The organism is Pseudomonas sp. BN414 (assembly GCF_029871275.1).
GTDB lineage: Bacteria > Pseudomonadota > Gammaproteobacteria > Pseudomonadales > Pseudomonadaceae > Metapseudomonas > Metapseudomonas resinovorans_C.
This window is the reverse complement of sequence record NZ_SSOL01000078.1, coordinates 269735-282238: the sequence shown is the minus strand read 5'-3', so window position 1 is coordinate 282238 and position 12504 is coordinate 269735. Positions and strand designations below refer to the sequence as shown.

Annotated in this window: 9 protein-coding genes; 4 read left to right on the top strand and 5 right to left on the bottom strand. The window is 63.6% G+C overall.

Annotated elements, in window-relative coordinates:
* Positions 1 to 9 precede the first annotated feature (9 nt).
* From gltB to E8E95_RS26545, 4 genes are all read left to right on the top strand, one after another.
* Entirely contained in the window at positions 10 to 4455 is a 4446-nt protein-coding gene (gltB, locus tag E8E95_RS26560) for a glutamate synthase large subunit (protein ID WP_280355138.1), read from the top strand.
* Positions 4456 to 4491: 36 nt separating this feature from the next.
* Positions 4492 to 5910 carry an FAD-dependent oxidoreductase gene (locus E8E95_RS26555; RefSeq protein WP_280355137.1) on the top strand — a complete coding sequence of 473 codons (1419 nt, stop codon included), beginning with the start codon at positions 4492 to 4494 and terminating at the stop codon, positions 5908 to 5910.
* 120 nt (positions 5911 to 6030) lie between these two features.
* Entirely contained in the window at positions 6031 to 7098 is a 1068-nt protein-coding gene (gene hemE / locus E8E95_RS26550; protein WP_280355135.1) for a uroporphyrinogen decarboxylase, read from the top strand.
* Between the two features lie 103 nt (positions 7099 to 7201).
* Positions 7202 to 7966: a ParA family protein gene (locus tag E8E95_RS26545; protein ID WP_280355133.1), complete on the top strand. Its 765-nt coding sequence runs from the start codon at positions 7202 to 7204 to the stop codon at positions 7964 to 7966.
* 55 nt (positions 7967 to 8021) lie between these two features.
* Here E8E95_RS26545 and E8E95_RS26540 read toward each other — a convergent pair whose 3' ends face one another.
* The 5 genes from E8E95_RS26540 to E8E95_RS26520 all read right to left on the bottom strand — a co-directional run bounded on the left by E8E95_RS26540 (position 8022) and on the right by E8E95_RS26520 (position 12338).
* Positions 8022 to 8846: a universal stress protein gene (locus E8E95_RS26540; protein WP_280355131.1), complete on the bottom strand. Its 825-nt coding sequence runs from the start codon at positions 8844 to 8846 to the stop codon at positions 8022 to 8024.
* Positions 8847 to 8918: 72 nt separating this feature from the next.
* Complete coding sequence (locus tag E8E95_RS26535) at positions 8919 to 9362, bottom strand: YiiD C-terminal domain-containing protein (protein ID WP_280355129.1); 444 nt, start codon at positions 9360 to 9362, stop codon at positions 8919 to 8921.
* Between the two features lie 89 nt (positions 9363 to 9451).
* Positions 9452 to 9886 (bottom strand): thioredoxin TrxC, encoded by a 435-nt coding sequence (gene trxC, locus E8E95_RS26530; protein WP_280355127.1) that lies wholly within the window; start codon positions 9884 to 9886, stop codon positions 9452 to 9454.
* A gap of 67 nt (positions 9887 to 9953) precedes the next feature.
* A complete protein-coding gene (locus tag E8E95_RS26525) occupies positions 9954 to 11231 on the bottom strand; it encodes a bifunctional O-acetylhomoserine aminocarboxypropyltransferase/cysteine synthase (protein WP_280355126.1) in 1278 nt (425 codons plus the stop codon).
* A gap of 132 nt (positions 11232 to 11363) precedes the next feature.
* The gene (locus E8E95_RS26520) at positions 11364 to 12338 is read right to left on the bottom strand and encodes a sulfite exporter TauE/SafE family protein (RefSeq protein ID WP_280355125.1); all 975 of its coding nucleotides are present in this window, start codon (positions 12336 to 12338) and stop codon (positions 11364 to 11366) included.
* Between the last annotated feature and the right edge of the window lie 166 nt (positions 12339 to 12504).

Here is a 12504-nt window from a genome sequence, read left to right as displayed (position 1 = left end):
AGTTCCCCTATGAAAGCAGGTCTGTACCATCCTGATGAATTCAAGGATAACTGCGGTTTCGGCTTGATCGCCCATATGCAGGGCGAGGCGAGCCACAATCTTCTTAAAACCGCCATCGAAGCCCTGACCTGCATGACCCACCGCGGCGGTATCAACGCCGACGGCAAGACCGGCGACGGTTGTGGTCTGTTGATCCAGAAACCCGACCTTTTCCTGCGCGCCATCGCCAAGGAAACCTTCTCGGTCGAGCTGCCTGCCCAATACGCAGTCGGCATGGTCTTCTTTAACCAGGACCCGGTTCGCGCCGAAGCAGCTCGCGAAAACATGAATCGCGAAATCCTCGCTGCCGGCCTGCAACTGATCGGCTGGCGCAAGGTGCCGGTGGACACCAGCGTCCTCGGCCGCCTGGCCCTGGAGCGCCTGCCGCAGATCGAGCAGGTGTTCGTCGGTGGTGAAGGCCTGGGCGACCAGGAAATGGCAGTCAAGCTGTTCAGTGCCCGTCGCCGTTCCTCCGTGGCCAATGCCGCGGACGCCGACCACTACATCTGCAGCTTCTCCCACAAGACCATCATCTACAAAGGCCTGATGATGCCGGCCGACCTGCAGCAGTTCTACCCGGACCTGGGTGACGAACGCCTGCAGACCGCCATCTGCGTCTTCCACCAGCGCTTCTCCACCAACACTCTGCCGAAGTGGCCGCTGGCGCAGCCCTTCCGCTTCCTCGCCCACAACGGCGAGATCAACACCATTACCGGCAACCGCAATTGGGCGGTCGCTCGTCGCACCAAGTTCGCCAACGAGCAGCTGCCCGACATCGACGAGCTGGGCCCGCTGGTCAACCGCGTCGGTTCCGACTCCTCCAGCATGGACAACATGCTGGAACTGATGGTCACCGGCGGCATCGACCTGTTCCGTGGCGTGCGGATGATCATCCCGCCGGCCTGGCAGAACATGGAAACCATGGATGCCGACCTGCGCGCTTTCTACGAATACAACTCCATGCACATGGAGCCCTGGGACGGCCCCGCCGGCGTCGTGCTCACCGACGGCCGTTACGCCGTCTGCCTGCTTGACCGCAATGGCCTGCGCCCGGCCCGCTGGGTCACCACCAAGAACGGCTACATCACCCTCGCGTCGGAAATCGGCGTGTGGGACTACAAGCCGGAAGACGTACTCGCCAAGGGCCGTGTCGGTCCCGGGCAGATCCTCGCGGTGGATACCGAGACCGGCCAGATCCTCAACACCAACGACATCGACAGCCGCCTGAAGTCGCGCCACCCGTACAAGCAGTGGCTGCGTCAAAGCGCGGTGCGCATCCAGGCCAAGCTGGATGACGACCATGGCGTGGCCAGCTACGACAGCGACCAGCTCAAGCAGTACATGAAGATGTTCCAGGTCACCTTCGAGGAGCGTGACCAGGTACTGCGCCCGCTGGCCGAGCAAGGCCAGGAAGCGGTCGGCTCCATGGGCGACGACACCCCCATGGCCGTGCTGTCCCAGCGCGTACGCTCGCCGTTCGACTACTTCCGCCAGCAGTTCGCGCAGGTCACCAACCCGCCGATCGACCCGCTGCGTGAAGCCATCGTGATGTCCCTGGAGATCTGCCTCGGTGCCGAGCGCAACATCTTCAGCGAGTCGCCTGACCATGCCACCCGCGTGATCCTCAGCAGCCCGGTGATCTCCCCGGCCAAGTGGAGCGCGTTGATGAGCCTGGACACCCCGGGCTTCGAACGGCAGATCATCGACCTGAACTACGACGAGAGCCTCGGCCTCGAAGCGGCCGTGCGCAACATGGCCGACCAGGCCGAAGAAGCCGTGCGTGCCGGCAAGGTGCTGCTGGTCCTGACCGACCGTCACATCGCCCCCGGCAAGCTGCCGGCCCACGCCTCTCTGGCGGTCGGCGCCGTTCACCACCGTCTGGTGGAAAAGGGCCTGCGTTGCGACTGCAACATCCTGGTCGAGACCGCCACCGCCCGCGACCCGCACCACTTTGCCGTGCTGGTGGGCTTCGGCGCGTCCGCTGTGTACCCGTTCCTCGCCTATGAAGTTCTGGCTGACCTGATCCGCACCGGCGAAGTACTGGGCGACCTGTACGAAGTCTTCAAGCACTACCGCAAGGGCATCTCCAAGGGCCTGCTGAAGATCCTGTCGAAGATGGGCATCTCCACCATCGCCTCCTACCGTGGCGCCCAGCTCTTCGAAGCTGTTGGCCTCTCGGAAGAAGTGGTGGACCTCAGCTTCCGTGGCGTCGCCAGCCGCATCAAGGGTGCGCGCTTCGTCGACATCGAGTCCGAGCAGAAGCTGCTGGCCTTCGAAGCCTGGAACAACCGCAAGGCCATCCAGCAAGGCGGCCTGCTGAAGTTCGTCTACGGTGGCGAATACCACGCTTACAACCCGGACGTGGTGAACACCCTGCAAGCTGCCGTGCAGCAGGGCAACTACGAGAAGTTCAAGGAATACACCGCGCTGGTGGATAGCCGCCCGGTGTCGATGTTGCGCGACCTGCTCAAGGTCAAGACCATCGATCAGCCGCTGTCGCTGGACGAGATCGAGCCGCTGGAGTCCATCTTCAAGCGCTTCGATGCCGCGGGTATTTCCCTGGGCGCACTGTCTCCCGAGGCCCATGAGGCCCTGGCCGAGGCCATGAACCGCCTGGGCGGTCGCTCCAACTCCGGTGAGGGTGGCGAAGACCCGGCGCGCTACGGCACGGTGAAGAGCTCCAAGATCAAGCAGGTGGCGACCGGCCGCTTCGGTGTCACCCCGGAATACCTGGTCAACGCCGAAGTGCTGCAGATCAAGGTCGCCCAGGGCGCCAAGCCCGGTGAGGGTGGCCAGCTGCCCGGCGGCAAGGTCAACGGTCTGATCGCTCGTCTGCGTTATGCAGTGCCCGGCGTGACCCTGATTTCGCCGCCGCCGCACCACGACATCTACTCCATCGAAGACCTGGCCCAGCTGATCTATGACCTCAAGCAGGTCAACCCGCAGGCCCTGGTCTCGGTGAAGCTGGTGGCTGAAGCTGGCGTCGGCACCATCGCCGCTGGCGTGGCCAAGGCCTATGCCGACCTGATCACCATCTCCGGCTACGACGGCGGCACCGGCGCATCCCCGCTGACCTCCATCAAGTACGCCGGCAGCCCGTGGGAACTGGGCCTGGCTGAAACCCACCAGACCCTGCGCGGCAACGACCTGCGCGGCAAGGTACGCGTACAGACCGACGGCGGCCTGAAAACCGGCCTCGACGTGATCAAGGCGGCCATCCTCGGCGCCGAAAGCTTCGGCTTCGGTACCGCACCGATGATCGCCCTGGGTTGCAAATACCTGCGTATCTGCCACCTGAACAACTGCGCCACCGGTGTCGCCACCCAGAACGACAAGCTGCGCAAGGACCACTTCATCGGCACCGTCGAAATGGTGATGAACTTCTTCACCTACATCGCCGAAGAAACCCGTGAGTGGCTGGCCAAGCTGGGCGTGCGTAGCCTGAGCGAGCTGATTGGTCGTACCGACCTGCTGGAAATGCTGCCGGGTGATACCGAGAAACAGGGTTACCTGGATCTCAGCCCGCTGCTGGGTAGCGACCACATCCCGGCCGACAAGCCGCAGTTCTGCGAAGTGGAGAAGAACCCGCCCTTCGACCCGGGTCTGCTGGCCGAGAAGATGTGGGACATCTCCAAAGCGGCAGTCGAAGGCAAGAGCGGCGGTGTCTACGACCTGGATATCTGCAACTGCGACCGTTCCATCGGCGCGCGGATTTCCGGTGAGATCGCCCGTCGTCATGGCAACCAGGGCATGAAAGACGCCCCGGTGACCTTCCGCTTCCGCGGTACCGCGGGCCAGAGCTTCGGCGTGTGGAACGCCGGCGGCCTGAACCTGTACCTCGAAGGCGATGCCAACGACTACGTCGGCAAAGGCATGACCGGCGGCAAGGTTGTGATTACTCCGCCGAAAGGCAGCCCGTTCAAGAGCCAGGAGTCGGCCATCGTCGGCAACACCTGCCTTTACGGCGCCACTGGCGGCAAACTGTTCGCCGCGGGTACCGCAGGCGAGCGTTTCGCAGTGCGTAACTCTGGTGCCCACACTGTGGTGGAAGGTACTGGCGACCACTGCTGCGAGTACATGACCGGCGGTTTCGTCTGCGTTCTCGGCAAGACCGGCTACAACTTCGGTTCCGGCATGACTGGCGGCTTCGCCTATGTGCTCGACCAGGACAATAGTTTCGTCGACCGGGTCAACCACGAACTGGTGGAAATCCAGCGCATCAGCAACGAGTCCATGGAGGCCTACCGTAGCCACCTGCACAGTGTGCTGGTCGAGTACGTGAAGGAAACCTCCAGCGACTGGGGTGCTCACCTGCTGGAGAACCTGGACGATTACCTGCGCAAGTTCTGGCTGGTCAAGCCGAAGGCCGCGAGCCTCGCTTCGCTGCTCTCCAGCACCCGTGCCAACCCGCAATAACAACAGCGCCTGAAGTGGTTTGATGAGGTTTTTTTAATGACTGAACGTCTGAACAACGACTTCCAGTTCATCGAGGTCGGGCGCAAGGATCCGAAGAAGAAACTGCTGCGCCAGCGCAAGAAGGAATTCGTCGAGATCTATGACCTGTTCAAGCCGCAGCAAGCGGCTGACCAGGCTCACCGCTGCCTTGGCTGCGGTAACCCGTATTGCGAGTGGAAGTGCCCGGTGCACAACTTCATTCCGAACTGGCTGAAGCTGGTGTCGGAAGGCAACATCCTGGCTGCCGCCGAACTGTCGCACCAGACCAACACCCTGCCGGAAGTCTGCGGCCGCGTGTGCCCGCAGGATCGCCTCTGTGAAGGCGCCTGCACCCTGAACGACGGCTTTGGTGCAGTGACCATCGGCTCGGTGGAGAAGTACATCACCGACACCGCCTTCGCCATGGGCTGGCGTCCGGACATGTCCAAGGTCAAGCCCACCGGCAAGCGCGTTGCCGTGATCGGTGCCGGTCCGGCCGGTCTGGGCTGCGCCGACGTGCTGGTGCGCAACGGCGTGACCCCGGTGGTCTTCGACAAGAACCCGGAAATCGGCGGTCTGCTGACCTTCGGTATCCCCGAGTTCAAGCTCGAGAAGCAGGTGCTGAGCCGTCGCCGTGAAGTCTTCACCGGTATGGGTATCGAGTTCCGCCTGAACACCGAAGTGGGCAAGGACGTGACCATGGACCAGCTGCTCGAGGAGTTCGATGCAGTCTTCATGGGCATGGGTACCTACACCTACATGAAGGGCGGTTTCCCGGGCGAGGACCTGCCGGGCGTGCACGATGCGCTGGACTTCCTGATCGCCAACGTCAACCGCAACCTCGGCTTCGAGAAGTCCCCCGAGGACTTCGTCGACATGAAGGGCAAGCGCGTGGTGGTCCTGGGTGGCGGTGACACCGCAATGGACTGCAACCGCACCTCCATTCGCCAGGGCGCCAAGGCCGTTACCTGTGCCTATCGCCGTGACGAAGAGAACATGCCGGGCTCGCGCAAAGAGGTGAAGAACGCCAAGGAAGAGGGCGTGAAGTTCCTCTTCAACCGCCAGCCCATCGCCATCGTCGGCGAAGACAAGGTGGAAGGTGTGAAGGTGGTCGAGACCCGTCTCGGCGAGCCGGACGCCCGTGGCCGTCGCAGCCCCGAGCCGATCCCGGGTTCCGAGGAGATCATCCCGGCTGAAGCCGTGCTGATCGCCTTCGGTTTCCGCCCGAGCCCGGCTCCCTGGTTCGAGCAGTTCGACATCAGCATCGACAACCAGGGCCGTGTGGTCGCTCCCGCGCAGTCGCAGTTCAAGCACCAGACCAGCAACCCGAAGATCTTCGCCGGTGGCGACATGGTCCGTGGTTCCGATCTGGTGGTAACGGCGATCTTCGAGGGCCGCACGGCTGCCGAAGGCATCCTGGACTACCTGGGCGTCTAAGCGCTTAAGGGACTGGGAGCGCAGCGACCGAATGTCGCGATGGACAAAAGGCACGGCACCCGCCGTGCCTTTTGCATTGGGCTCTGCGAAAATGCCCGCACTTTTTCGTTGGACACTGCCATGACCGTCTTGAAGAACGACCGTTTCCTCCGCGCCCTGCTCAAGCAGCCCGTTGATGTCACTCCCGTCTGGATGATGCGCCAGGCCGGTCGTTACCTGCCGGAATACCGTGCCACCCGCGCCAAGGCTGGTGACTTCGTCAGCCTGATGAAGAACCCCGAGCTGGCCTGCGAGGTCACCGTCCAGCCGCTGGATCGTTATCCCCAGCTGGACGCGGCGATCCTCTTCTCCGACATCCTCACCATCCCTGACGCCATGGGCCAAGGGCTTTACTTCGAGACGGGCGAAGGTCCGCGCTTCAAGAAAGTGGTGAGCAGCCTCGCCGACATCGAAGCCCTGCCGATTCCCGACCCGGAGCAGGACCTGGGCTACGTGATGGACGCCGTGCGCAACATTCGCCGCGAGCTGAATGGCCGTGTGCCGCTGATCGGTTTCTCCGGCAGCCCATGGACGCTGGCGACCTACATGGTCGAAGGCGGTTCCAGCCGTGACTTCCGCAAGTCCAAGGCGATGCTCTACGACAATCCACAGGCCATGCACGCCCTGCTGGACAAGCTGGCCCAGTCGGTGACCGTCTACCTGAACGGCCAGATCAAGGCCGGTGCCCAGGCGGTGCAGATCTTCGACTCCTGGGGTGGCAGCCTCTCGGCGGCGGCCTACCAGGAATTCTCCCTGGCCTACATGAAGAAGATCGTCGACGGGCTGATCCGCGAGCACGACGGCCGACGCGTACCGGTGATCCTCTTCACCAAGGGTGGCGGCCTCTGGCTGGAATCCATGGCCGATACCGGCGCCGAAGCCCTCGGCCTGGACTGGACCTGCGACATCGGCAGCGCACGTGCCCGCGTCGGCGACAAGGTCTCCTTGCAAGGCAACATGGACCCCTCCGTGCTCTACGCCAACCCGGCCGCCATCCGCGCCGAGGTGGGCCGTATCCTCGCCGCCTACGGCAAGGGTTCTGGCCACGTATTCAACCTCGGCCATGGCATCACCCCGGAAGTCGACCCAGCCCACGCTGGCGCCTTCTTTGAGGCGGTGCACGAGCTGTCGGCGCAATACCATTGCTAATCATCGAGGGTCGCGAAAGCGACCCTTTTTGTTTGTGTCTGACCTCGCCCTTGTCACGGGCGTTGCATAGAATCCGCTACTAGTCAGGCTTTGGAGGTGTGGGATGCGGCGCGTGGTTTTCAATCAGAAGGGCGGAGTGGGCAAGTCCAGCATTGCTTGCAACCTGGCAGCAGTGAGTGCTTCGCAGGGGTATCGCACCCTGCTGATCGATCTGGATGCCCAGGCCAACTCCACGCACTACCTGACCGGTCTGACCGGTGAAGATATCCCCATGGGCATTGCCGATTTCTTCAAGCAGACGCTGTCGGCCACCGCCTTCCGCAAGGGCAAGGTGGATATCTACGAGACGCCCTACGACAACCTCCATGTGGTCACCGCCACGGCGGAGCTGGCCGATCTGCAGCCGAAGCTGGAGGCCAAGCACAAGATCAACAAGCTGCGGAAGTTGCTGGAGGACCTGAGCGAGGACTACGACCGCATCTATCTGGACACGCCGCCAGCTTTGAACTTCTACACGGTTTCTGCGCTGATCGCCGCCGATCGTTGCCTGATTCCCTTCGACTGCGACAGCTTCTCCCGCAATGCGCTCTATGGGCTGCTGGCGGAAATCGAGGAGTTGAAGGAGGACCACAACGAGGGCCTGGAAGTGGAAGGCATCGTGGTCAACCAGTTCCAGCCGCGCGCCACCTTGCCACAGCAGTTGCTGGATGAGTTGGTGGAGGAAGGTCTGCCGGTACTGCCGGTTAACCTGATGATGTCGGTGAAGATGCGCGAGTCGCACCAGGCCTGCAAACCGCTGATCTACCTGGAGCCTCGGCACAAACTGACCCAGCAGTTCGTCGAGTTGCACGAGCTGCTGGAAAGCTGAGCCCAGCGGAAGTGAAGATCACCCTGTTTCGCCCCGGCTTGCCGGGGCGAATGCGTTATTTGACCAGCAAAAGGTCGCAGGGCGGGTTCTGCAGGTAGCGCAGGGCAAGGCTGCCGAGCAGTGCCTGGGAGATCAGGCTACGGCCGTGACTGCCGAGGGCCAGCAGTTGGGGGCGTTGCGCGGCGATGGCGTCGTCCAGCGCGCGGGGCAGGGCGCCGCGCACCACTTCAAGCTGCACGGCCGGTGCGGAGTCGCCAAGTCCGACAAGCTCGTCCTCCAGCAGCCGCTCCAGCAGTTCCCGTTGAGTGGCGAGCAAGTCAGCTGACTGGCTGCTTTTCGAGAGCAGGCGGCTGCCCAGCTCCATCACATTGAGCGCGACGAGGCTGGCGTCGTGCGGCAGCAGCGCATAACTCTTACGCAGGGCGTCGCAGGCGCACAGGGAGAAGTCCAGCGCCACGGAGCCTTTCTGATAGGGCCTTTCCGGTTGCTCGCCCACCACCAGCAGCAGGGGGGCGGCCAGATGACGGGCGACGCGCTCCAGCGTCGTGCCGATGAACAGTTCCGGTGCATTGTGATGGTGCCGGCCGATCACCAGCAGGTCGGCGCCGCTGTCACCCATCTCTTCGAGAATCTGCTGGGCGGGGCGGCCCTTGCGTAGCAACAGTCGACAGTCTTCGGCGCCCAGTTGCGCCAAGTGCTCGTTGAAATGCTGCTGCGCGGCATCGCGCAGGTTGCCCTGCACCGCATTGGGCAGGTGGTCTTCGAGCACATGCAGCAGGGTGAGCGCTGCGCCGTGTTGGCGGGCTAGCTGGATGGCGCGTTGCAGGGCGATGTCGGCTTCACGGCTGAGGTCGTGGGCGACCAGTATGTGCTTGAGCATGGTGTGGGCCTCCTCTGAGGTCCACACTCTGTGGCCTTCTCCCGCGCTACGGATTGATCCAGGGCAAGGCCGTCAGTAGGCCCGCATCTGGTAGAGCCCGCGGCTCTCGGCGACCACTTCGCCACTGGCGTCCAGCAATTGCAGCTCCAGCCAATATTCAGCCTTGCCGTTCGCCTCGGCGTCCCGCTGGATACGGGCGATTTCCGCCGGGTCGATTCGGGCGTCCACCGTGATGTCGCCCTTGGCCGGGCGGCGAAAGCGCAGGTTCATCTCTTTCACGACGGGGTAGAAGCGGCGGCTGTCGAAGCTGGTGAGGAACAGGGTGCCACCGGGCATTTCGGCGAGCGTGAAGAGCGCGCCCGCGTAGAGCGTGCCGATGTGATTCTGGTTGCCCTCGAACGGCATGCGCAGGCGTACGTGCCCGGGCTCCAGGATGTCGGCCTGGAGGCCGCTGCGTTTGACGAAAGCGATGTGTTCCTCGGTCAGCTGGCGAACCAGCTCGATTGGCATGGACATGGCGGGCTCCGGCGTGGCGATTCACAGAGCCTAGCGACCTCGACGGTCCCGGCAATGACCGGGACGGCCAGTCGAGTTGACCGGAGCGATCAGATGCCCTGCGCGCCGAGCCAGCCGAGCAGCTGCGCAAGGGGCAGCGCGCCGCTCTGGCGGGCGACTTCCTTGCCGTCCTTGAACAGAATCAGGGTCGGAATGGAGCGGATGCCCAGCTGGCCGGCCAGATTGCGATTGGCTTCGCTGTCCAGCTTGCCCAGGCGGCAGCGCCCCTGGAGCTGGCCGGCGGCCTGCTGGTAGATGGGGGCGAAGGATTTGCAGGGGCCGCACCAGTCCGCCCAGACGTCCACCAGCAGGGGCAGGTCGCCCCTCAGTTGCTTGGCGAAGTCGGCTTCATGCAGGTCGAAGGGCGCTGCAGGAAGCACGGCGCTCTTGCAGTGGCCGCAGCGCGGAGAGTCGCCCAGGCGGGCAGCGGGAATACGGTTCAGCCCGGCGCAGTGGGCGCAGGGAATGAGCAGGGGATCGGTCATGGTTGGCTCCAGATCGGGATTGACCCTGATCTGGAGCCGAAACCGGCACAAATCAAGTCCCGGACGCTTAGCCGCGGGAAGCCTCCAGGGCCTGGGCCAGATCGGCGAGGATGTCGTCGATGTGCTCGATACCGATGGACAGGCGCACCATGTCACGGCTCACCCCCGCCCTTGCCAGTTCTTCTTCGTTGAGCTGGCGGTGGGTGGTGGAGGCCGGGTGGCAGGCCAGAGACTTGGCGTCGCCGATGTTCACCAGGCGTACCACCAGTTTCAGGGCATCGATGAAGCGCGTACCGGCTTCGATGCCGCCGAGGATGCCGAAGCTGAGGATGGAGGCCGGCTTGCCGCCGGTGTAGCGCTGCGCCAGGGCATGTTCGGGGTGATCCGGCAGGCCCGCGTACTTCACCCAGGCCACCTGCGGGTGCGCTTGCAGGAAGCGGGCGACTTCGAGCGCGTTGCCGGTGTGACGCTCCATGCGCAGGGCCAGGGTCTCCAGGCCCTGGAGGATCAGGAACGCGTTGAACGGCGAGAGCGCCGCGCCCATGTTGCGCAGGGGTACAACGCGGCAGCGGCCGATGAAGGCGGCGGGACCGAAGGCTTCGGTGTAGGTAACGCCGTGGTAGGACGGGTCGGGGGTATTGAGTAGCGGAAAGCGGTCCTTGTGCTGCGCCCAGGGGAACTGGCCGGAGTCGACAACGATGCCGCCAATGCTGGTGCCGTGGCCACCGATGTACTTCGTCAGCGAATGCACCACGATGTCCGCACCGTGCTCGAAGGGACGGCAGAGGATGGGCGTGGGTACGGTGTTGTCGACGATCAGCGGCACGCCGTGGCGGTGGGCCGCCTCGGCCAGGGCCGCGAGGTCGACGATGTTGCCCGCCGGGTTGCCGATGGACTCGCAGAACACCGCCTTGGTGCGTTCGTCGATAAGCGCTTCCAGGGCGGCAATGTCGTCATGGGCGGCGAAGCGAACCTGGATGCCTGAGCGCGGCAGGGTGTGGGCGAAGAGGTTGTAGGTGCCGCCATAGAGCTTGGCCACCGAGACGATATTGTCGCCGGCTTCAGCCAGCGTCTGGATGGCATAGGTGATGGCCGCCATGCCCGAGGCGACTGCCAGGGCGCCAACGCCGCCTTCCAGTGCCGCCACGCGTTTTTCCAGCACGTCGTTGGTGGGGTTCATGATCCGGCTGTAGATGTTGCCGGCCACCTTGAGGTCGAACAGGTCCGCCCCGTGTTGGGTGTCATCGAAGGCGTAGGAGGTGGTCTGGTAGATCGGTACGGCCACGGCTTTGGTAGTCGGGTCGGGGCTGTAGCCGGCGTGGACGGCGAGGGTTTCCGGTTTCATGCAGTTGCGTTCCTTCGGCAATTGGAGGCACGCAGCATGTGAAAACACACCGGCCCCGGTCAATCCGTCGAAAGGACTGACCGGGGCCGGGGCTAGAACCTTTGCTTCTGTCCTTAGATCGTCGTCGCGTGATCAGGCCAGGGACTTGTAGATGTTGAAGGCGCTGATCAGGGTGATCAGGCAGCCGACGATGATCAGCAGGGTGCGCGGCGACAGTTTCTTGCACAGCAGGGCGGCGAGGGGCGCCGCGAAGAGACCGCCGAACACCAGGCCGGCAACCATCTTCCAGGTATCCGGGGCGCCGGCCAGGAGGATGAAGGAGGTGGCGCTGGAGATGGTCAGGAAGAACTCCGCGAAGTTCACCGAACCGATGGTGGTGCGCGGGTCGGTACCGGAACCGATCAGGCTGCTGGTGACCACCGGCCCCCAGCCGCCACCGCCTGCGGCATCGACGAAGCCACCGAACAGGGCCAGCTTGGCGACGTGCTTCGGTGCCTTGCGCTTGGCGATGTGACGATAGGCCTTGCTCAGGATGTACAGGCCCATCAGCAGCAGGTACGCGGAAATGAAGGGCTTGAGTGCCGCGCCGTCGAACTGGGTGATCAGCACAGCACCCAGAACGGCGCCGATGATGCCCGGCAGCAGCAGGCGCAGGAACAGGGATTTGTTGACGTTGCCCAGCTTCACATGGGAGATGCCGGACAGGCCGGTGGTGAAGACTTCGGCGATGTGCACGCTGGCGCTGGCCGCGGCGGGCGAGGCGCCGGTGGTGAGCAGGAAGGTGGTGGCGGTGATGCCATAGGCCATGCCCAGTGCGCCGTCGATGACCTGGGCGAAGAAGCCCACCGCAACCGCGCTCCAGAAGCCCTTGCTGGTCAGCGCGTTCTCGATGATCTCCAGGCCGCTGTTGCCGCCGTTATCGAAGAACAGGCGCCAGGCGAGGAAGCAGAGCAGACCTACCAAAATGAGGATCGCCGCCCACATCGCAGCCCGCAGGACCGGGTGGTCGTCGGGGTGGGAAACGAAATCTTCGACTGGCGGGATCCCCAGCGCTTCGTGTTCGGTGTTGATCGAACTCTGGCTGAGATCGAGGTCGCGAATCTTCATGCGGGCACAGCGCCTGACAGTGGGTGGTAGAACAGGCTGGAATAAGCAGGGGGCTGAAGATAATTGGCTTTTCTTAGAGAGTCTAAGAAGATTTGTGCAGGTTTATATTCCATTTTGTAAGAAACAAGGGGCGGTGGGCTGCGCTGTATCTCCGTGTTTCCCGGCA

Coding starts and splice junctions, on each gene's coding strand:
- gltB (WP_280355138.1), top strand. CDS start 10: ATGAAAGCAGGTCTGTACCATCCTGATGAATTCAAGGATAACTGCGGT.
- E8E95_RS26555 (WP_280355137.1), top strand. CDS start 4,492: ATGACTGAACGTCTGAACAACGACTTCCAGTTCATCGAGGTCGGGCGC.
- hemE (WP_280355135.1), top strand. CDS start 6,031: ATGACCGTCTTGAAGAACGACCGTTTCCTCCGCGCCCTGCTCAAGCAG.
- E8E95_RS26545 (WP_280355133.1), top strand. CDS start 7,202: ATGCGGCGCGTGGTTTTCAATCAGAAGGGCGGAGTGGGCAAGTCCAGC.
- E8E95_RS26540 (WP_280355131.1), bottom strand. CDS start 8,846: ATGCTCAAGCACATACTGGTCGCCCACGACCTCAGCCGTGAAGCCGAC.
- E8E95_RS26535 (WP_280355129.1), bottom strand. CDS start 9,362: ATGTCCATGCCAATCGAGCTGGTTCGCCAGCTGACCGAGGAACACATC.
- trxC (WP_280355127.1), bottom strand. CDS start 9,886: ATGACCGATCCCCTGCTCATTCCCTGCGCCCACTGCGCCGGGCTGAAC.
- E8E95_RS26525 (WP_280355126.1), bottom strand. CDS start 11,231: ATGAAACCGGAAACCCTCGCCGTCCACGCCGGCTACAGCCCCGACCCG.
- E8E95_RS26520 (WP_280355125.1), bottom strand. CDS start 12,338: ATGAAGATTCGCGACCTCGATCTCAGCCAGAGTTCGATCAACACCGAA.